The 19,817-nt window shown below is 53.3% G+C and carries 19 protein-coding genes; 4 read left to right on the forward strand and 15 right to left on the reverse strand.

The window, feature by feature from the left end:
* Positions 1-38 precede the first annotated feature (38 nt).
* Positions 39-542, forward strand: a complete 504-nt coding sequence (locus U5L07_16880; GenBank protein ID MDZ7833421.1) for a four helix bundle protein — start codon at positions 39-41, stop codon at positions 540-542.
* Positions 543-602: 60 nt separating this feature from the next.
* Here the strand turns inward: U5L07_16880 and U5L07_16885 are convergent, their stop codons facing one another.
* The 5 genes from U5L07_16885 to U5L07_16905 all read right to left on the reverse strand — a co-directional run bounded on the left by U5L07_16885 (position 603) and on the right by U5L07_16905 (position 6,487).
* The gene (locus U5L07_16885; GenBank protein MDZ7833422.1) at positions 603-2,885 is read right to left on the reverse strand and encodes a Tex family protein; all 2,283 of its coding nucleotides are present in this window, start codon (positions 2,883-2,885) and stop codon (positions 603-605) included.
* A 126-nt stretch (positions 2,886-3,011) separates the two neighbouring features.
* Entirely contained in the window at positions 3,012-3,377 is a 366-nt protein-coding gene (locus tag U5L07_16890) for a cytoplasmic protein (GenBank protein MDZ7833423.1), read from the reverse strand.
* Positions 3,378-3,514: 137 nt separating this feature from the next.
* The gene (locus tag U5L07_16895) at positions 3,515-4,675 is read right to left on the reverse strand and encodes a nitronate monooxygenase (GenBank protein MDZ7833424.1); all 1,161 of its coding nucleotides are present in this window, start codon (positions 4,673-4,675) and stop codon (positions 3,515-3,517) included.
* 170 nt (positions 4,676-4,845) lie between these two features.
* Positions 4,846-5,412: a porin gene (locus U5L07_16900; GenBank protein MDZ7833425.1), complete on the reverse strand. Its 567-nt coding sequence runs from the start codon at positions 5,410-5,412 to the stop codon at positions 4,846-4,848.
* A 310-nt stretch (positions 5,413-5,722) separates the two neighbouring features.
* Complete coding sequence (locus U5L07_16905; GenBank protein MDZ7833426.1) at positions 5,723-6,487, reverse strand: RNA pseudouridine synthase; 765 nt, start codon at positions 6,485-6,487, stop codon at positions 5,723-5,725.
* Between the two features lie 144 nt (positions 6,488-6,631).
* On the opposite strand from U5L07_16905, the gene rsmG reads away from it, so the two are divergent.
* Positions 6,632-8,098, forward strand: coding sequence for a 16S rRNA (guanine(527)-N(7))-methyltransferase RsmG (gene rsmG, locus U5L07_16910; GenBank protein MDZ7833427.1), 1,467 nt, complete (start codon positions 6,632-6,634; stop codon positions 8,096-8,098).
* Between the two features lie 182 nt (positions 8,099-8,280).
* Complete coding sequence (locus tag U5L07_16915) at positions 8,281-9,984, forward strand: YgiQ family radical SAM protein (protein MDZ7833428.1); 1,704 nt, start codon at positions 8,281-8,283, stop codon at positions 9,982-9,984.
* Between the two features lie 86 nt (positions 9,985-10,070).
* Here U5L07_16915 and U5L07_16920 read toward each other — a convergent pair whose 3' ends face one another.
* Positions 10,071-10,658: a nicotinate-nucleotide adenylyltransferase gene (locus U5L07_16920; GenBank protein ID MDZ7833429.1), complete on the reverse strand. Its 588-nt coding sequence runs from the start codon at positions 10,656-10,658 to the stop codon at positions 10,071-10,073.
* A gap of 22 nt (positions 10,659-10,680) precedes the next feature.
* The gene (locus U5L07_16925) at positions 10,681-12,000 is read right to left on the reverse strand and encodes an alkaline phosphatase family protein (protein MDZ7833430.1); all 1,320 of its coding nucleotides are present in this window, start codon (positions 11,998-12,000) and stop codon (positions 10,681-10,683) included.
* Between the two features lie 599 nt (positions 12,001-12,599).
* Between U5L07_16925 and U5L07_16930 the strand changes: the two genes are divergently transcribed.
* Positions 12,600-13,073 carry a SelB C-terminal domain-containing protein gene (locus U5L07_16930; protein MDZ7833431.1) on the forward strand — a complete coding sequence of 158 codons (474 nt, stop codon included), beginning with the start codon at positions 12,600-12,602 and terminating at the stop codon, positions 13,071-13,073.
* Positions 13,074-13,085: 12 nt separating this feature from the next.
* Here the strand turns inward: U5L07_16930 and U5L07_16935 are convergent, their stop codons facing one another.
* From U5L07_16935 to U5L07_16970, 8 genes are all read right to left on the reverse strand, one after another.
* Positions 13,086-13,496: a putative toxin-antitoxin system toxin component, PIN family gene (locus tag U5L07_16935; GenBank protein MDZ7833432.1), complete on the reverse strand. Its 411-nt coding sequence runs from the start codon at positions 13,494-13,496 to the stop codon at positions 13,086-13,088.
* On the reverse strand, positions 13,493-13,738 hold the full coding sequence (locus tag U5L07_16940; protein ID MDZ7833433.1) for a ribbon-helix-helix protein, CopG family: 246 nt from the start codon (positions 13,736-13,738) through the stop codon (positions 13,493-13,495). The genes U5L07_16935 and U5L07_16940 overlap by 4 nt, the downstream gene beginning before the upstream one ends.
* 415 nt (positions 13,739-14,153) lie before the next feature.
* A complete protein-coding gene (locus tag U5L07_16945) occupies positions 14,154-14,897 on the reverse strand; it encodes an ABC transporter ATP-binding protein (protein MDZ7833434.1) in 744 nt (247 codons plus the stop codon).
* Complete coding sequence (cbiQ, locus tag U5L07_16950; GenBank protein MDZ7833435.1) at positions 14,879-15,637, reverse strand: cobalt ECF transporter T component CbiQ; 759 nt, start codon at positions 15,635-15,637, stop codon at positions 14,879-14,881. Before cbiQ ends, U5L07_16945 begins: the two co-directional genes overlap by 19 nt.
* A gap of 4 nt (positions 15,638-15,641) precedes the next feature.
* Positions 15,642-16,274: a cobalt transporter CbiM gene (gene cbiM / locus U5L07_16955; GenBank protein ID MDZ7833436.1), complete on the reverse strand. Its 633-nt coding sequence runs from the start codon at positions 16,272-16,274 to the stop codon at positions 15,642-15,644.
* A 129-nt stretch (positions 16,275-16,403) separates the two neighbouring features.
* Entirely contained in the window at positions 16,404-16,874 is a 471-nt protein-coding gene (locus U5L07_16960) for a hypothetical protein (GenBank protein MDZ7833437.1), read from the reverse strand.
* Positions 16,874-17,587, reverse strand: coding sequence for a DUF4198 domain-containing protein (locus U5L07_16965; protein MDZ7833438.1), 714 nt, complete (start codon positions 17,585-17,587; stop codon positions 16,874-16,876). Before U5L07_16965 ends, U5L07_16960 begins: the two co-directional genes overlap by 1 nt.
* Before the next feature lie 17 nt (positions 17,588-17,604).
* On the reverse strand, positions 17,605-19,638 hold the full coding sequence (locus U5L07_16970; protein MDZ7833439.1) for a TonB-dependent receptor: 2,034 nt from the start codon (positions 19,636-19,638) through the stop codon (positions 17,605-17,607).
* Positions 19,639-19,817 lie beyond the last annotated feature (179 nt).

Below are 19,817 nucleotides of genomic sequence, written 5' to 3' on the forward strand. Positions count from 1 at the left end.
TATTAGTCAAGCAGGATTATCTGAAGATCAGGGCTAATTTGTTCTGTATCCAAATCGAAATCGCTATCGGGATCGGGATCGAAAAAAATATGACCCTTGGACGTGAAAAACTGGACGTCTATCGCCTTTCAATAGGCTACGTTGCATGGGTTTACGAGAAGGCCGACAGCCTGAACGGAGTCCATCGGCCCGCCCGGGATCAATGGCTTCGGGCCAGCCAGTCGATACCGCTCAATATCGCCGAAGGTAATGGCAAGACCGCGGAAGCCGACCGAAGGCGTTATTTCGAAATCGCTCGTGGCTCCGCGCTTGAGTGCGCGGCGATTCAAGATGTGCTGGTTGTCGGCAAGGCGCTGGACAAGATGGAAAGCCGGAACCGCAAGGATGAACTCGACCGTATGGCCGCGATGCTCAGCCGTCTCGGCGGAAGAGGATACCAAGTTCGAGAGGATCAGGAAGTCTACAGCATCGATTTCGATCCCGATAGCGATTTTGATTCCGATTTCGATCCCGATAGCGAAGAAAACGAATCCCAACCTTAGCGTTAACAGCACCGGGGGTATGGATTTTGCAGTTAGAACAAATTAGCCGTGATCTGAAGATTATTTCAACCCCTTTTTTCTGAAGGCATCAGCGAACGGATTATTGAAGGTTTCGGGCTTATTTGTTTTCGGCTTTTTTTGGGGACGGGATTTCCGGGGTTTTTCCGTTTTTTCGGTATTTCCCCGGTCCGGGGCGGGGGACAGCCCCGCATCTGTTTTCATAGACAGAGAAATCCGGTTCCTCGGCCGGTCAATATCTATGATTGTTACCTGGACTTTTTGATGCACCGAGACGATGTCCGCCGGGTTTTTCACATATCTGTCGGCCATCTGGCTGATATGGACCAGGCCGTCCTGGTGGACGCCGATGTCCACAAACGCGCCGAATGCGGTGATATTGGTCACAATTCCCGGAAGCCTCATACCGGGTTTCAGGTCATCCAGGGTTTCCACGCCTTCGGCAAAGGAAAAAGCCTCGAATTTTTCCCGCGGATCGCGGCCGGGCTTGGCCAGCTCCGCCATTATGTCCCGGAGCGTCGGCAGGCCCACTGCATCTGTTACATAGGCGGAAATATCGATTCTTTCCCGTAAATTCTGACTATGCATCAGATCCTTCACGGCAGCGCCCAGATCAGCCGCCATTTGATCCACTATGGGATAGCTCTCCGGATGCACGGCGCTGGCGTCCAGGGGATTGTCCCCGTCCGGAATGCGCAAAAACCCGGCGCATTGTTCAAACGCCTTGGGTCCCAGCCGGGACACCTTCATCAGTGCCTGCCTGGAAGCAAAGGGGCCGTTTTCTTCCCTGTATGCGACAATGTTTTTCGCAATTGCGGCGTTTAATCCGGAAACATAGGTCAAGAGCTGGGCGCTGGCCCGGTTTAAATCAACGCCCACGGCGTTCACACAGCTCATCACCACATCATCCAGGGCCTGCTTTAAGGCCTTCTGATCCACATCATGCTGATATTGGCCCACTCCGATGGATTTGGCGTCGATCTTGACCAGCTCCGCCAGGGGATCCATGAGCCGGCGGCCGATGGAGACCGCGCCCCGGACGGTCAAGTCGTGATTTGGAAATTCCTCCCGGGCCACCTCGGATGCGGAATAGACCGACGCCCCGCTTTCATTGACCATGACCACCTGCGGGGGCGGGGAGAACTCAATGGCCTTGACAAAGGCCTCGGTTTCCCGGCCGGCTGTACCGTTTCCCACAGCCACCGCTTCAATTTGATACGTCTCACATAAAGACTTGATTTTGTCTCTTTCGGCGGCTCTCTGTTTTTCCGACATATGGGGATAGATGGTATCCGTGAGCAGGAGCTTGCCCTGTGCGTCCAGGCAGACCACCTTGCAGCCGGTGCGAAAGCCCGGGTCAATGCCCATGACCCGTTTGGTGCCCAGGGGCGGGGCCAGCAGGAGCTGCCGGAGGTTTTCGGCAAATATGCGTATGGCTTCGGTGTCTGCGGTTTTTTTGGCCCGGATCCGGGCTTCGGTTTCCATGGAATTGGAAAGCAGCCGTTTATAGGCGTCTTTAACCGCCTGCCGCACCTGTTCGGCATCCGGGCCGTCGCCTTTAACGAAAAGCGATTCAAGCAGGGCCGTCGCCTGGTCCGCATCCGGCTGAATACGGAAATGGAGAATATCCTCGGTCTCCCCCCGCCGGATGGCCAGCATCCGGTGCGAGGGAATAGCGGTCAAAGGTTCTTCCCAGTCAAAATAATCCCGGTATTTGGCGCCTTTTTCCGCCATATCCGCGGCAACCCAGCTTTTAATGATTCCCTTGGTAAAGAAAATCTCCCGCAGGGCGGCCCGGGCGTCCTCGTTTTCATTGACCGTTTCGGCGATGATGTCCCGGGCGCCGGAAAGGGCCTCGTCAATGGTGTTAAAGCCTTTTTCCGGATCAATAAAGGGGTCGGCCGCCGCCTGCGGATCCTTGCCGGTCTGCTCGAAAAGAGCTGTGGCCAGCGGCTCAAGCCCTTTTTCCCGGGCGATGACCCCTTTGGTCCGGCGCTTGGGTTTGTAGGGCAGATACAGGTCTTCAAGCGTGGCCAGGGAATCGGCCGCAAGGACTTTCTGCTTGAGCTCATCGGTCAGGTGCCCGTTTTTCTCAAGGGATTTAAGCACGGTCTCTTTTCGGTCCGACAACTCTTTCAGCTGGTTCAGCCGGTCCCGAATAGCGGTTACCGCCACTTCATCCAGGCTGCCGGTGGCCTCCTTCCGGTAGCGGGCGATAAACGGGATAGTGGCGCCCGACTCAAGCAGGGAGGCGGCTGCTTCGACCTGACCGGGGTTGAGCGTTAATTCTTCGGATATAGCGGCAATAAAGCGATCTGTTTCCATACGCTCGTTTAATCGGTTTGTTTGCGGTTTTTGGATGCAGGGATGGTATCCCGAAAAGCGGGTGTAATTACGCCGGACGGGCAAGGAACGGGGGTAGCTGTCAGCCATACCCCCGAACTTTCAGGCTTACCGGGGGGTAATAATCCGGGAATCGCTCTGCTGAGGCTGTTGCTGCTGTTCCTGCTGCATATTTCGCAGGTGTTCGATTGTTTCATTCAGCGACTGCTTCATGGCCTGCGGAAACTCCTTCATGGCCTCATCCATGGTAGTGGCGTTTAGTTTGGCCTGGAGCGGCAGCGGCCCTTCCGGGGTCATGAGCTGCGAGTTGCCGATAAATACCGGGTTCCGGTTGGTATCCTCCGTGCCGTCCGGGTTAACCGGCACCATTTTCCGGATGGACGCCACTTTTAGATCGGTAATGGATTCTTCCCGGTAAAGATTGTCCTTATCAATTGTAAAATCAATATCATTGGCTGAGTTCACGCCGTTCATAATTAACCTCCTTGTTTTTTTGTTTTCGGACACCTACAATTAATTATCAGGTGTTGTCAAATTGAATCGTTGTTTCGGGCAAACATATTAAAACATAACCATAGAAGACTATTATGCATTTAAATTCTTTGGGTTTTTTATTCCATCCGGACAGTTTCCGGCATTTTCCGGGAGAGGATATCCACGGTCTCGGCTACCATCTCTTCCACAACCTGCCGGGCGGGCTTGATGTCATGGATAATCCCCGAGACCTGACCGGCCAGTCCCCCGACATAATCGGTTTTGCCGGCTTCAATAAAGGCGGAGAGAAGATAAGAGGAGACAACCACCTGGGCCGGAAACGGCAGCGGCTCCAGGCCTGACTGATTCCAAAGATCATGGAATTTGCTGTAGTTCGCCCGCAGGGTTTTGCCTGTATAGGCGGTACTGACCCGGGTGTCCTCATCGGTCGATTTGACAATCAATTGTTTGTTGATATCAAGGGCGCCGCCCTCTTCGGTGGCCAGAAACCGGGTGCCGATCCAGACGCCGGTGCATCCCATGGCCAAAGCGGCGGCAACGCCGCGGCCGTCTCCGATACCCCCGGCGCCAAGCACGGGTACCGGGTGGGCCGCGTCAATGGCCGCAGGTAAAAGCGCCATGGTCCCGATGCGCCCGGTATGACCGCCGCCTTCGTGGCCCTGGGCAACCAGCAGATCAATGCCGGAATCGGCCATGCGTTTGGCGTTTTTTGAATTGCCGGTGATTCCCAGCACTTTCATTCCGACGGCATGGGCCCGTTCCACCATGAATCCCGGATTTCCAAGGCCTGCGCAGAACAAGGGCACTTTCTCTTCGATGCAGACGTCCACCGCCTCCTTGGGCCGCATGGTCGTGGTGTTTAAGCGGAGGATGGTGTCCACGTCCGGCAGCTGCATCTCTTCAATCATTTGGTTCAGCCAGTCCAGGTGCTCTTTCGGAATCGTCTGGATGATATCTTTTAAGGGCATCTCCGTGGGACCGCCGCCGGAGGCCGCAGCATCGGCTTCCGCCGACAGGCTTTTGGGCAGCAGCAGATCCACGCCGAACGGCTTGTCCGTCTGGGCCTTGATTTCCCGAATGGCCTCGCGAAGTTCTTCGACGGTAAAGCCGCTGCCGCCCAGGACGCCCAGACCGCCGGCCTCGGATACCGCCACCACCAGCTCCACCGGGGCGCCGGTGTTTTCGCCGATCAGTGTGGGGCCCATGCCGGCACTCAGAATTGGGTATTCAATGCCCAGCATATCGCATAAGGGGGTCTTTAGTACATGTCTGCTCATGATGGTCTCCTCGTATGGGAAATGGTTTGGCAGGTCTGAAGGAAGAACTCTGACAATTTGTTTTTGATGTCAAACTGTATAGCAGGACTCGACTTGTATGTAAAGCTATGCGTTGATTGCTTCTTCAAGTTCCTTCTGAATTTTAGCCATATCAAACCGATATTTTTCTACTAAAAACCGAAGGCCGCCTGGACCGTAATGATATCGGTTTCGCCGATCTCGTCATTGTCGCTGTCCACCCGCGTGTATTCAGCGGTCAGCTTGTTGGCCAGGCCCTTGATATAGTAATTTAACCCAGCGCCGTAAACATTGGTGTCCTCAGCCCCGCTTGCATCCGGCATAACAACTTCCGCAAGCACATTGCCCCATAGGGTGACGCTGTCATCCCGGCCAACCTTGCTGGGATAAAAAATCCCGCTCCGGATGCCGCCCTGACCCCAATCAAGCTCCGTGGTTAAAAGCGCCTTGGTGGAGGTGGTCCCGTAATTCCGGGTAAACGGAATATACATGCGCCCTGCCTGGATCATCAGGTCATTGCCCAAAACCTTGTATGTCACCCAGGCATCCCGGACAGCCAGTCCCGTGCCCAGGCCCATTCCCGAATTGTCGCGCCCTTGCTGGCCGATACGGTCGGCGGCATAATGCATGAAAAAGCTAAGCTCCGGCGTGGCAGTCCCCTTGACGCTGAAGTAGGTGCGACGGCACCGATAAACGCCCCGACGCCAATGATTCCCCATCGTGTAGCAAAAAAATTCTTCATAACCTCCCGCCTTTCATTGTTCTGTTTTTTAGGCAGGCACGGTGGCCTGCCCTTCGAAGGCATGCCGGCATTTCGTAGGGTCGGCCACCGTGCCGACCGATAAATGCGGCCAACGCCCCCCCCCGTGTGATAAGCCCAAGGTTTGTGGGGTTTAGGTTAGATCAAATGTATCGTGCCATAGTTAAAAAAAATCGTTTACATCATAAAATTCTATATTACAAATTGTTAATATCTATGATTTGGTGCGCAGAAATAGAAAAATTCTATTCTTTGGGAGCTTTATTGAATCAGCCGATATAGGGTTTTATTTGTGGGGCAATGGCCGACCAGTTCCAGGGCGGCGCGTTTTGATCGTCGTCGAGGGTCGGCCAGGGCCAGCAATGGGGGTAAGGGGCGGTAAATGTTCGGGTGTCCTTGAGGGTCGGATGGAGGATCGAGAGTTCGGTGGCGCAAAGGGCGATCTGTTTTTCCGGAAGCGGCGCGCCTGCGCCGTAGCGGAGGTCGCCCAGCACGGGATGGCCGATATGGGCAAACTGGGCCCGGATCTGGTGGTGCCGGCCGGTCTCCAGGTTGATTTCAACCAGGCTTTTTGATTGGCCGGTATCAAGCACCTGATAAGAAAGCCGGGCTTCCCGGGATTTCGGGGTGGGCTGGTCCATGATCCGGCTGGATCTGCCGTTGATGCGCTCAATTGAATGTACCAGATGACCGGCAGCCTGCCTGATAGTGCCTTCCACAATAGCCGTGTATTTTTTTTCCACTATCCCGCTCCGGAACTGTTCGCTTAACCGGCCGGCCGCCTTTGATGTGCGGGCAAATAATATGACGCCGGCCACCGGGCGGTCCAGGCGATGGACCAGCCCCAGAAACACCCGGCCGGGTTTTTCATGCCGCTGTTTCAGCCAGCTCTTGGCAAGCTCCAGGAGTGACGGATCTTTGGTCTGATCCGCCTGCACCAGCAGGCCGGCCGGTTTATATAAGGTCAGGAGATGGTTGTCTTCATAAAAAACCGGCCAGCTGGGTATAAAGAAATAAGAATCAGAAGACGTCATGGATTAGTTGTTCAGTAAATATTTAAAATGGTGATTTTTGATTGAGTTGGTTAGGTAATAATAGGAAAGTAATGCTGTTTTGACATTATTGTCAATTGCGTTAAGCTTGATTTTTTAAAGTGGGGGTCAAATCGAGAAATATTGATGAAAAAACCATCCAAATTTCAGAATACCAAGAAACACAGCCAGACCGACATGGCCGTGCTGCTGGAGGGCGCCGGGATTTTTCTGTCCGATGCCCAGCTGCATCAGTTATGGTCCTATCACAACCTGCTGCGCCGTTACAATCCGGAGTTAAACCTCACCCGGATTCATAATTTCACCAACATGGTGCAAAAGCTCTATGTGGATTCCATCCTGCCCGGCCAGATGGTGAAGCTCCCGTCGCCGCTTTTAGATATCGGCACCGGCCCGGGTATGCCCGGGATTCCTCTGAAAATCGTATTTCCGGACCTGGAAATCATCCTGGCGGAAAGCCGGCAGCACCGGGCGGAGTTTTTAGAAACCGTCATAACTACTTTGAATCTTGAGAGTATATCAGTGGTCGGCCATGGCATTACTTCGAAATTTGCCCGGCCCGTATCCGGCGTGATTACCCGGGCGGTGGAGTCCATTGAAAAAACCCTTTTGCGCATCAACGGGTGCCTGGCCGAGGACGGACTGGCCGTCTTTATGAAGGGGCCGGCCTGTGATGATGAGATTTCCGCTGCCGGCGACCGGTTCAACCAATCCTATACGCTGCTGATAAATCAATCCTACCAGATTCCTGATACTCCGCATCACCGGCGCCTGGTGGTTTTTCGGCGGATTGATGCGCCGGGGTGGGAGAAGGAGAAAAGGGCCATGAGCAAACATGCGGCTCGCAAAATTGAAAGCGAGCAGAACGATACGTTTAAGGAGCTCAAAAAACTGTTGACCAGCCGGGGCATTAAAAAACAGGAAAAGGCGTTGATTGCGGGCGCCAAGCAGGTCCGGGAGATTATGAGGGATTTTCCGGACCGCTGCGATGCCTGGATCTCCGAAGGCGAGCATCTGCCGTCGCCGGAAGAAGCGCCGGGCGCTCTCTCCTGGTATCAGTTAAGCCCCAGGCTTTTTCAGGACCTTGACGTAAACGGCACCCAGTCGCCGCTGCTTCTGGTCACCACCCCGCGCATCGGCAAATGGGATGTAAAGGAGGGGTTTGCGGGCGGCTGCACGCTTCTGGTGCCGTTTCAGGATCCAGAAAATGTGGGGGCGGTGATCCGCTCCGCGGTGGCCTTTGGGGTCAAAACCATCGTTCTTTTGGCTGAAAGCGCCCATCCCTATCATCCGAAGGCAATCCGGGCCTCCGGCGGCGCAGTGCTCTATGCCAGCCTTTACCAGGGGCCGTCCATTGCGGATCTGCCCGCTGATCTGCCGATAGCGGCTTTATCCGGCGAAGGAAAAGATATTTCCGAATTTGTGTTTCCGGACGCTTTTGGCCTGCTGCCCGGTGTTGAGGGAACCGGGCTGCCGAAACATCTGCGGGCCAACAGCGTCGCGATTCCGGTCAGCGATTGTGTGGAATCCCTTAATGCCGCCACCGCCGCGGGCATTGCGCTGTATCTCTGGTCCCGGTCGGTTAAAAGATAAACGCGTCATCACACAATCGACTTTTAAGGCACTTGATCGTACTCAGTCCCGCGTTAGCGGGACGGTACTCGTAATCGTACTCGAAAATATTCGATGCCGATTACGAGTACGAGCACGAATCAAAAGTTACTTTCTGCAAAAATACCGACGCGGCGGCATAAATCGCTTTTTAAGGGAAACCCATGTTTCTGCCCACCACGAAAAAAGAGATGAGAGCCCTGGGCTGGGAGCGCCTCGACGTGATCCTGATCACGGGTGACACCTACATCGATGCCCCGCATATCGGGGTGGCGGTGATCGGGAAAACCCTTGTGAATGCTGGCTATCGTGTGGGCATCATCGCCCAGCCGGACAAGGATTCGGATGCGGATATTGCCCGGCTCGGGGAGCCGGCCCTTTTCTGGGGGGTCACCGCCGGGTGCATGGACTCGATGATCGCCAACTATACGCCCACCAAAAAGCCGCGCAAAGCAGATGACCTGACTGCCGGCGGGCAGAACACCCGCCGTCCGGACCGGGCCACCATCGTCTACACCAACCTGATCCGCCGGTATTTTAAACAGACCGTCCCTATTGTGTTGGGTGGCATTGAGGCAAGCCTGCGGCGGATCTCGCATTATGATTTCTGGTCCAACCGCATCCGTCGTTCGGTTTTGTTTGATGCCAAGGCGGATCTCCTGGTCTACGGCATGGGGGAGAAAACGGTACTTGATCTGGCCGCGCGCCTGGCAGCCGCCGAACCGGTGACCGATATCCGGGGGATCTGCTATATTTCAGGAAAAAAGCCTGCGGGATTTATTGAACTGCCCGGCCATGAAGCGGTGAAAACCGATCAATCGGCGTTTCAAAGCATGTTTCAGGCCTTTTATGAGAACAATGACCCGGTTTCTGCAAAGGGATTGGTGCAGCAGCAGGATACCCGCTGCTTGGTCCACAATCCGCCGCAGGTGCTGCCAAGCACGGATGAACTGGACCGAATTTACGAGGCCGGATATGAGCGCGAGGTGGCCCCGTATTATCTATCATTCGGTGCCGTCAAGGCCATGGACACCATCCGGTTTTCCATCACCACCCACCGGGGCTGCTACGGTGAATGTCATTTCTGCGCCATTGCCGTGCACCAGGGGAGCACAATTATAGGGCGAAGCGAGGCCTCGATATTGCGGGAAGCCCGGGAATTGACCGAACATCTAAAGTTTAAAGGCATTATTCAGGACGTGGGCGGCCCGACCGCCAACATGTATGGCTTTGAATGCAAGCGCAAGCTGGAAAAGGGGGCCTGCCGGAACAAGCGTTGCCTGACGCCCGAGCCCTGTAAGCACATGCCGGTCAATCACACCCGCCAGGTGCGCCTCCTTGAGAAAATCCGTAAAATTCCGGGCGTCAAAAAGGTCTTTGTGGGCTCCGGCATCCGCCATGACCTGATCCTGGCAGATCGCAATCAGGGGAATAGATATCTTGAAACCCTGATCAAGCATCACATCTCCGGCCAGTTAAAGATCGCCCCGGAGCATTCAGAGGATCATATCCTGTCGCTTATGGGAAAGCCGGACATTGAAAAGACCCGGCAATTTATCCAATGGTTTCATAAAAAGAACCGACAAATAGGGAAAAAGCAGTTTCTGACCTGTTATTTTATCGCCGCCTACCCGGGCTGCACCCTGAAAGACATGCAGCGTTTGAAGGATTTCGCCCGCACTGAACTTAAATTTACGCCCGAGCAGGTTCAGATTTTTACCCCGTCGCCGTCAACCATCGCCACCCTGATGTATCACACCGAGGCTGATTGGCCGTCCGGCCGCCCCATTTTCGTTGAGAAAACAGCCGCCGGCAAGGAGAAGCAGAAGCAGGTGATTCTAAACGGAAATCAGAAAAGGAAGCGGTAAAACTGTATTATTGGTGCTGTTCTTGGAGAAATTCTGCCGGCCGCATTATCCGTATCCCTTCAAATGATTGAAGCCTTAATTTATGATTACTGGGTCAGATAGACCAGGCGTTCACGGATATCCCAATCTGTAAGAAGTCTTGCCGCAGCCGGCGGCACAAGGTGGGTCCAGGGCGCTTTTTCGAGCATTCGCGTTCGAATATCAGTGGCACTCAAGCCCTTTTTCTCCGGCGGCACCTCCCAAAGCACATGCGTGGCCAAGCCTAGGTCGGAAAAATACCCCAGCTTTCTTTTTCCCCATTCGTCATAGATGGTCAGAAAAAACACGGCGTCCATGGGCACGTAATACTTGTAGAGGTCGGGAAAATTAACGGGAAACGGCACGATCGAAAATGCATCAGAAGAAATGCCCTGCTCGCGGAAAACGGTTCTGACCAGAAGCTGGCGCTCATAATAGGTAAGCGGATTGGCAGCCGGATCATCTCTGCCCGGGGCGCTGTTCTCCGTTTTGGTCAGCACCGGATCCGGATTGGTGATGCCGACGACCAGATGCGCACATTTTTCTTTCCCGGCCAGCAGATATTTCAGATGATCATTGTGCAGTATCTGAAAACGGCCATGGATGACGCCCACATCAAAAGCTGCGGCCCCGTTGGTTTGAAGCGTATTATTCATCGGTTCACCCGCATTTTACATTTCAAGAAAAATCCACGCGAAACGGCTCATAATCCCCGGGCCAGTATGGCTGGTCCGCCGGGGTATCCATAAGTCCGCCAAGCTTGGCGCGATCCAGATGATTAAGGATCAAATACATGATTTCTTTTCCCCGCAGCCCGCCCAGCGCGCCATGGGCGGCATGAATTTCATCAAACCGGCATACGGTATCCTTTCTGACCCCTCTGCCGGCCATGATAAGGGGAACACTTTCTCCGGAATGAATCAGGGGCCCGCCGCTCGGGGTGGAGTGGTCTGCGGTCACCACAAGGAGGATATCCGGGTCATCCATCATCGGGCTGATAGCCCGGCCGATCCCTGCATCCAGCGATTCAATCACCGTTTTTTTCAGCATGGGGTCCTTTTCATGAGCGGCTTCATCCGGGGTTTTGGTATGTATATGGAAAAAATCATAGTCCTTGATACCGGCAAAGGCCGTCCGCAGGCGGCCTTCGATATCGGCTCCGGCATCATCGGTGTCCGCTGCCTTTTTAATATCCATGCCGAGGTATGTGCCAAGTCCCTGGTAAACCAGCCCCGATGCCATGCTAAGGCCCCGCAGCCCATACTTTCGGCGAAAGGGAACCACCTTTTTTAAGCGGCCGGCCCTCTGGCTGACAAGGCCATTGACCGGCGCCTGCCCCTTCTGCTTCCGGGCATGATTTACTTTGTGGGCGGAAAGCCGCCCATAAGCCCACACCAGGTAGCCCCGAAGCGCGTTGGCTGTTCTATGGGCGGCCGCCATGTCCTCTCCGCAGTCCTGCCAGGGCAGCACAGCCGACAGGGGACGCCCGGCCGTAATCGGATCCGAATCGGTGACAAACGGGGATACGTCTCCGCGAAGCCTTATGATACCGCGAATCCCCCCGGTGGAATGAAACGACGCAGCCACGTCGTCACTTTCAAAAAATGACATACAATCGTTTAAACCGGCCAGCGATTTCGCATCCACATCCGGCTTTTCGTTATCGAGCCAAAGGACCCTGTTTCTCTGGGAAATGCTTGCAAAATGGGCCAGCAGCGCAACATCGGAGGGTAATAAATCAACCCCGGCGCCCAGCGCTTCCAAAGCGCCCCTCCCGGGGAAATCCGCCATATCATAGCCGAAAAGGGAAAAATGCGCATTTTCACTGGGCAGCGCCTGCCCCTGGACGGTGGGATGATAAAGTCCGCTGGAACCATCTGCTGCCAGCTTATCCAGGGTCGGGGTATGGGCTGCCTGCAGCGGCGTCTGTCCGCCAAGGCTTTCATAGGAGCGGTCGCCCAGACCGTCCAGTAATAGCAGAATGCACTTTTTTGGCACGTCGCGTCCTTTCAAAAGAATTAAAAATGATTTTCCGCAATTAGAAAACCCCTCATGAGAATAAGACGATTCCCCGGCTTTACATGAGCGCGCCACCGCATATCTACCCGGGATTGGTAGGCGCATGCACGGGCTAAGGAATCGGCTTGCCGCCCCTCGTCTTTAGGTGCTCATTTTCTTGGGGCCTGTTTTGACATGTCAGACAGGCCCCGCCACCGGTATCCAAATTCCGATCGAAATCGCCGTTCATGCAAGCATTGCCAATGGCTTCGGGTTGAATGCGTTTTGTCTGACGTTTTTTTAAGAGATTAATTTCATTTAGCAAAGGGTGTGGCGCCTGTGTTGCTTCCTGCCGTTCCGGGGCCATCCGGCTCAAGGGGTTTGAGGACGAGCAGATCATGGCCATGATCCGGGATGCCGAATTCCGGCAAACACCACAAACAGTTTGTACAAATCAGGATTAAAGGAGATGGATCGATGAACAACTGGGAACCCAAAATTGCCGCATTTTTCTGCAACTGGTTATCGAAACGATAGAATGCCGGCTTGCCAAAAAAACACTGAAATCAAAGTTTTCTGTTAATGAGATCGCCGACTCAATGGAAACCAGTATATCATCGGCCGTGCTTCGATCCGTACTGGAAACGCTCTACAGCCAGGGCCGGCTCTTGTTTTCAAACGGGCATTACCAAATGCCGGACCAGGCCATGCAATTATCCGCCGATCAACAAAAGCTGCAAAGGCTATTGATGGACTTTGCCATCACCGCCGGCCACTTCTGCAAAATCCACCAAAACAAATTCGGCAAAAAAACAGTGGAAAAATTGCTGTGGCACCTGAAATCGAAAAATCAGTTGATCCTTTTAGATGACAGACGATTTATCACGCCCTGGGCCATTGCGAATATAAAGGATCGCCTGCAGCGCTTTATCCACCAAAACGGCTGTTTTTCCATGCAGGATTGCCAAACCGTTTTTGGCTATGGCCGGTCTCAGGCCGTCGTGGTTCTGGAATACCTGGACGAAATCGGTTTTACCGTCAGACAGGAAAATATCCGTATTCTTCGTGAATGAAATGAATGGTCTTTATTTTTTGATAAATAAATCCAGAAACTTTTTTGGTGTAAGAAATTTAATTCCCATGTAATTTTTTACATCAAGAACGGCCTTGTCTCCGGAAATGACGGCGGCGGCTTTTAATGCCACGGCGCATTCGATAAACTTATTATCATCCGGATCTTTATCAATCACTTGAAGCGTGGGTGGTTGTGCTGTAAAGACGACATGGAAACCCTTGGCAAATAGATCCAGCAGTTCCTCAAGTTCCTTTTCATCTTGGAGTCCCATGCGCTGGAGCACTTCAATATATTCGCCTATAATTTCTCTGCAAAGACACAGATGAATCGTTCCGTCTCTCCATAAATCAATAATTTTTCGGGGATTTCCGCCAAAAAAAGAAGAAACAAATACATTGGTATCCACTACGACCTTGATCATTTGCCGGCTCTCACATCATCAATGATCCGCTGGATGTCGTCAGGGCCGGAACCTTTTGCTTTAAGTTTATTGCCGACCCGATTCCACAGATCATCCACATAGGCGCCGATATCACGGTCTTTCACATAGGCTTCCACAAGTTCACGGACTACCTGGCTGACGTTTTTTCCGTCAGTACGCGCGAAACTGTTAAGTTTTGCCTTTAGTTCAGGATCGATTCGAACAATCATTTGCGTACTCACTTTGAACCCTCCGTCAATAATATTATATTGTATTAACAATCTATACATGCTCAATCGCTATGTCAATAGATGATTTTTTGCATGTGATTGTGATTGATTGGGAGTATTGTGGGGAGGTTATTGACAAAGAAAGGGACTGGACTGACTGAGAGACTTTTAGACCGGCCTTTGAAGCCCAAAAAACCGGGGCGAAGACCGAAAAAAAATAAATAGTGATTTTGCTGTCCCCTGATTTTGTCCCAACCACAACTGAGGCTCCAAATTGACCGAGTTTCAGAGCTATTGCTCTTCCTATCCCGCGAGATGATCCGGTTACAATAGCCGTCTTGCCTTTTAATGAAGCCTGCATACGTATTCCTTTATTAAACTGCCTGTATCGGCTCTTTACTGTTGAAGCAGAGGGTCAGGATTCGCTTCATTTAATTAGGTTTCGGTGCTTATGGGGCAAGCCGCCTTCTATATGTGCATGGATATGTGTGTGAAGTTTGCTGGAATCTCCTGCATCAAAGACCTGGCCTTGCCGCATGCTAAAAAAATTACGGGTTGTGCGGGCGAGGAAGTCATATTCGTGGGAGACAATGAGCAGGGTCTTGTCGAGCGTATTTAAGATGTTGACAATCCGGTCGTTGGTTTCTTCATCCAGGCCGGTGGTCGGCTCGTCCATGACAAGCACCGCCGGGTCCATGGCAAGAACGGTGGCCAGGGCCACCAGTTTTTTTTCACCGCCGGAGAGCCGGTAGGAGATCCGGTCCTCAAAACCGGTTAGATTGAGATCATTGAGGGTCTTTATCGCTATCTCTTTGGCTTCTGAAGGGCCGGCCCCCAGGTTTAAAGGACCGAACGCCACGTCTTCCAAAACCGTGGGGGAAAACAGCTGGTCATCGGCGTTCTGGAAAACGAGGCCGATTTTTTTTCGGGATTCGCGAAAATCCGTCTCCGACTGCATTTCCCGCCCGAAAAGGCGGATAGTACCCTCAGTTTGCGGTATGAGCCCCATAAGCATATGCAGAAGGGTGGTTTTGCCGCTTCCGTTTGGGCCGATAAGCCCGGCCCGGGCGCCCTCGGCCAGTTTAAAAGACAACTCTTTAAGCACGGATCGGCCGTCCGGATAGGTGAAACGGATATTTTCCAAATCGATGACTAAATGATCAGCACCCATTCGAGTCCTCCCAGTGCGATTAAACCGACCGCCATGCCCACGCCCCAGCGCCAGTCTGATTTTTTAAAGGCAAATTCATGCAGACAATAGAACCTGCCGGCAAATCCCCGGCAGACCATGGCCTGGTGCACCCGCTGGGCGCGCGCTGAAGCGCGGACAAACAGCATCCCCACCAGATAGGCATAGGTTTTGTAGGTGTGCAGGTTGGTGCCGGGCGTAAAGCAGCGCACGCGGGCCGCCCGGGCCAGCTGCTGGTATTCGGTTTCAATGACGAAAATATAGCGGTATGTCATCAAAAGGAGATACACGAGCTTGTCCGGCAGGCGCAGATGATGCAGCGCATAGCCCAGCGTGGCAACAGGCATGGTGGATATGAGGGAAATCAGGGCTAAAATGATGGCATTGGATTTTATTGTGATAAGGGCGCACAGCCGTATCCCCTCTAACGATCCGACCAATGGCCCGATTTCCAAGGCCGGCGTGCCTTCATACGTCCAGGGCAGAACCAGCCATATAAACAATACCAGGCCGTTTACCAGGGCCAGCCGGACCAGAACCTTTTTTACCGGAATCCGGGATAAGCCCACCAGGCAGACCGCCAGAAACAGGGCAAAAAATACCGCGGGAAAGCGGTTGGATATCGCGGTCAACACGCTGAACAGCACCGCGAAAACAACTCGAAGCCGGGGATCCAGGCGATGGACCGGGCTGTCGCCGAATGCAAAGGTCTCGCTGATCATGAATTTAAGGTTTTCCTTGCGGGATTTTTCCCCGGGTTTGGGCCATTGGCAGCATCTCCGGCTGTACCTTTTTTAAAAACGCCACGCAGAACATGGTGACAATGCCTTCAATCAACATAACCACAATATGGGCGCCTACCAGCGCGACTGAGATTTCAATAAAAGCTTCGCCCGTCAGCACCAGCGCGCCGGCCACACACAGCGCTGACAAGAGGATGGCCAGGGCGCCGCAGGCAAACGCCCCGGCCAGGGCGATGGTATTTCCCTTTTTGACAAACGGCCCGCAGAGATAGTAGCAGGCCACTGCCGGACCGGCCATGATCAGGGTATTGACCCCCAGGGTCGTGATGCCGCCGAATTGGAACAAGACGGCTTGCAGCACCAGGGCCACGGCAATGACCGGAAAGGCGGCCCAGCCCAGCAGCAGCCCCACGATGCCGTTTAACACCAGGTGCACGCTGGATGGGCCGATGGGCACATGCACCAGCGAGGCCACGAAAAATGCCGCCGCCAGGATACCGGCCTGCGGAATGCGGTCATTATCAAGTTTTTTTAGTCCCACCGCAATGCCCGCGGCGGCAAAGGCCGCGCCCGAAGCCAGCACCGGGGCGGATAAAACCCCTTCGGATATATGCATCGAGTTAACCCCTTGACAATGTTATAAAAAGCTGCGTTTTTAGTTGCTTTGCGCATTTGCCGGAGATGAACAGATCCAGCCATTTTTCATCCGTTTCCCGGAAATCCTTAGTTAATGCGCCCTGATTTTTCAGTGATTGCTTTTCCACGCATACATTCCCAAAAAAAGATTCAGCAGCAGGCTCAATCCCAGCAGGGCTTTCATTATCATTGATGCGTCCGCAGTCGGCTGCCTTTTTGGTTCCGCCGGGACTTCAGCGGTGCCCCCGGCAGTTTCGGCGGGCTTGACGCTGATCTCTGCCCGGACCGCATGGCCCATGCCGTCGTTAACTTTAACCAGCCAGTTACCCGGCATTTCCGGATAGAAGGCAAACCTTCCGTTTTGATCGGTTCGGCCGTTTTGATATTCAACCACGTCGTTTTCGGGACTGAAGACCAGCACTTCAGCATAGCGCATGGGCTTTTTGTCCGAATAGAAGAATTCCGCAGCAATCACCGGCGTTTCCTCGATGACGCGGTAATCCGTGCCATGGGCGGCCGCGCCTTCAGGCAGGACGGTCATCCAGATCATGGCAAATGCCAATACAATCAATCGCCTCATTATTTTACCTCAAATGTTAAAAATGTCATAAATTTCAAATAATCCAGTCCGCTGTCATTTTTCGCAGGGCTCTGGTGACTGGCATAAAGGAGGTGGACGCCGTTTTTTTCAAAGGCGATGCGGGCCACCCCGTTTTTATCGGTTTTGATCTCCCGGTCATCCAGCGTGTAAACAGCAGCCTGACCCAGTGGCTTGCCGTCGAATAAAAGCTTAAAGGAGACCGCCTCGCCCGGTCTGGCCGCCAGGGGATTATCAAGCGGCAGGATTTCAAACTTCAGGCCCAGCGGCCTGGTGTTCTGATCGGAGGGCTTAAAAAGGGCTATTGAAAAATGGGTTGAAAAAAACGCGCTGATCACGGTCAACCCCGCCTCTTCAGCTTCCGATCGGCTCATCAGTTTCTTGCCGCGCGTGGTGTTGACACGGTCCCCCCATTTGCTGACCACACTGGCCATTGCAGCCGGGGCCTCTGTTTGAAAACGCACCTGTTCGGCGTCATTGATGCGCTCTATTGAAAGCGGCGCGCCGTCTTGACCATACGCATTGATTGCCTCAACACAGGCGGGATCATAGGCGGAAGTGCGCTCCGAAATGATGCCGCGGTTGACCGTGTAACTTCCATCCTCAGCAGAGACCCAGAGGTGATGGCCGAAAGCCGGCACGCTTAAAAGCAGCACCGGCAGCACAAATATTAGCAGTTTGCTTAGCAATCGCATTTGTAATTTTCCTTTTTTTAAAAATCAAATTGTACGGAGCCGTAATAAATCCTTCCGTCTTCAATATATTCCGTCTCATCCGTTGCGTTTTCAATGGTGAACCGCAGGGTCGCAAGGTCAAAAACCCGGCGCCATAATGAAATGTCCATGGTCGTATAGTTGGGTGCTTTATCTGTATTCAGGTCGTTTGTGTATATGTGCCGGTCATGCCTTAGCATAACGGATGCATTAATGATAGCCGGGTTTTGATAGGTGATGCCGGAGCGGAATTTATGCCGGGGGACGCCGGCCAGATAATTGCCCTCCCGGTCCGGGTTTTCATCATCATCTTCTATCTTGGAGAGGTTATAGGTGTAATTGAAAAAGGTGCTCAGGCCGCGGCCGATAAAATATTCCAGCTCGGTTTCAACCCCGTTGATTTCGACTTCTGCCTTGTTCTGGTTCTCCGTATCCCTGGCGCCGGTATCTTCATTGAAAGCGATCGTTGCGCTTTCAATATAATCCGATACTTGTGAGTGGTAATAGGTCGCCCGGAGCCATAGACTGTCGAAAAAGACGCGCTCGGCACCGGCTTCCCAGGATTGGATTTCTTCAGGGTCCAGTTCCGGGTTGGCGCGCCGCAGAAAACGACCGCCGGCCCGCACGTGCGGTTTGTAGAGCTCAAACAAAGTGGGCGTTCGAAACCCATAGACAAAGGATGTTCTCAGGGTTGTCAGCTCATCCGGGTGATAAACGAGGCCTATCTTCGGGGAGAAGTTGTCCCATGTCTCGGAGTCATAGGTTTCATCATAGGGCGCTCTGCCCCTGAAGGGATCGGCATCCTTTGCCTTTCCGTCATAATTGCGCACATTGTCGTAGCGAAGCCCGGCATTGACGACAAGCCGGTCGTCCATAAAACGCGCGGTTCCTTCAACAAAAGGCGATATGAACCGCTGCTCTCCGGAAGCGTTGACATCCCGGTCAAAATTAACCAGCTGAATTTCCTTGTAGCCCATTGACACCCGTTTAAATGCCACGCCGGTTGTGAGTTCTGCCGTTTCGAACAACGGCAGGGTGTTCTGGATTTCCGCCCCCCATACTTTATTATCAGGGAATCTTTCATTGCGGTCGGGTCGGAACTCCCCTTTTTCCTTTACGTCCTGGTAGGCTGTTTTATCCCCCCGATTTAAATAAGCCACGGCTTTCCAATTCATTAAATCCCCGCGATGGGTCATGCCGAGGCGGTATTGGTCCAGAGTCAGGTCATCATAGAAATAGTCCCGGCCTTTTCCCATTTCATGGTCATAATACAAGCCGCTAAAAGAGATATCGGTCCTCTCCCCCGGGGAATAGGTGACTTTGCCGAATCCCTTGCCGATTTCACGGTATCGCCTCTGCGTGTATTCTTCAATACCCTCCGGATCGATCATGTAAAATCCGTCGCTGTCCTCATAGGCACCTGAAAGCAGAAACCCAAACCGCTCGAATTTTTGGGAATGCAGTCCGGAGCCGATATAGGTGCTGGCAGAGCCTGCTTTTGCCCGTACGCTGGTTTCCCGGTTTTCGTCCGGATTTTTTGTGATAATGTTGACAATGCCGCCCAGTCCTTCGGAGCCGTAGGATGCGGAGGAAGGCCCCCGCAGAATTTCGATCCGCTCGATGCTTTCCTTGGGGATCAGGCCCCAGGCCACCCAGGCGATGGTGTTGCTGAAATTGTCGTTTAGGGGAACGCCGTCAAGCATCATCAAAACCCGGTTGCGCCCGGTTCCCCGCATGGTGAGATGGCCCGCAATGCCGCTTGTCTGCTGCCCGTGGTGCTGGGTTACCTGGATGCCCGCGGAAAACCGGAGAATATCCTCAACCCTGTCAAACGGGGTGGCCATGATCTCTTCTTCCGAAATCACACTGATGCTCCGGGGCGCATCACTCGGCGTCACCTCTGATCGGGAGGTTGATACAACCACGTCATCCAGGCGGTAGCGCGTCTGTTTTTCCCCGGCAAAAACCGAATCCGCCGGCAGCACCATAATCGCCCATAAAATCATTACTGTTAAAGCCTTCAAGCCCTTCATGCCTGTACTCCTTTTTCGTCTAAAATCCCGGAATCGCCTGCATCGGCGGGCCGGGAAAATGATCCACAGGTCTTTCGGGCAAAAAAAAGGCCACGAAAGACGCATTTTCCGTTTGTACGGAAAAAAGCAGACCTTCGTGGCCCAAGTTGTTTATGTTCGGATGGTGCGTTTTAAAAACC

It is taken from the genome of Desulfobacterales bacterium, from assembly GCA_034520365.1.
Lineage (GTDB): Bacteria > Desulfobacterota > Desulfobacteria > Desulfobacterales > Desulfosalsimonadaceae > M55B175.

Bases quoted from the DNA above. Each gene is read 5' to 3' on its own strand.
- U5L07_16885 (MDZ7833422.1), bottom strand. From the start codon at position 2,885: ATGGAAACAGATCGCTTTATTGCCGCTATATCCGAAGAATTAACGCTC.
- U5L07_16890 (MDZ7833423.1), bottom strand. From the start codon at position 3,377: ATGAACGGCGTGAACTCAGCCAATGATATTGATTTTACAATTGATAAG.
- U5L07_16895 (MDZ7833424.1), bottom strand. From the start codon at position 4,675: ATGAGCAGACATGTACTAAAGACCCCCTTATGCGATATGCTGGGCATT.
- U5L07_16900 (MDZ7833425.1), bottom strand. From the start codon at position 5,412: ATGGGGAATCATTGGCGTCGGGGCGTTTATCGGTGCCGTCGCACCTAC.
- U5L07_16905 (MDZ7833426.1), bottom strand. From the start codon at position 6,487: ATGACGTCTTCTGATTCTTATTTCTTTATACCCAGCTGGCCGGTTTTT.
- rsmG (MDZ7833427.1), top strand. From the start codon at position 6,632: ATGAAAAAACCATCCAAATTTCAGAATACCAAGAAACACAGCCAGACC.
- U5L07_16915 (MDZ7833428.1), top strand. From the start codon at position 8,281: ATGTTTCTGCCCACCACGAAAAAAGAGATGAGAGCCCTGGGCTGGGAG.
- U5L07_16920 (MDZ7833429.1), bottom strand. From the start codon at position 10,658: ATGAATAATACGCTTCAAACCAACGGGGCCGCAGCTTTTGATGTGGGC.
- U5L07_16930 (MDZ7833431.1), top strand. From the start codon at position 12,600: ATGGAAACCAGTATATCATCGGCCGTGCTTCGATCCGTACTGGAAACG.
- U5L07_16935 (MDZ7833432.1), bottom strand. From the start codon at position 13,496: ATGATCAAGGTCGTAGTGGATACCAATGTATTTGTTTCTTCTTTTTTT.
- U5L07_16945 (MDZ7833434.1), bottom strand. From the start codon at position 14,897: ATGGGTGCTGATCATTTAGTCATCGATTTGGAAAATATCCGTTTCACC.
- cbiQ (MDZ7833435.1), bottom strand. From the start codon at position 15,637: ATGATCAGCGAGACCTTTGCATTCGGCGACAGCCCGGTCCATCGCCTG.
- cbiM (MDZ7833436.1), bottom strand. From the start codon at position 16,274: ATGCATATATCCGAAGGGGTTTTATCCGCCCCGGTGCTGGCTTCGGGC.
- U5L07_16960 (MDZ7833437.1), bottom strand. From the start codon at position 16,874: ATGAGGCGATTGATTGTATTGGCATTTGCCATGATCTGGATGACCGTC.
- U5L07_16965 (MDZ7833438.1), bottom strand. From the start codon at position 17,587: ATGCGATTGCTAAGCAAACTGCTAATATTTGTGCTGCCGGTGCTGCTT.
- U5L07_16970 (MDZ7833439.1), bottom strand. From the start codon at position 19,638: ATGAAGGGCTTGAAGGCTTTAACAGTAATGATTTTATGGGCGATTATG.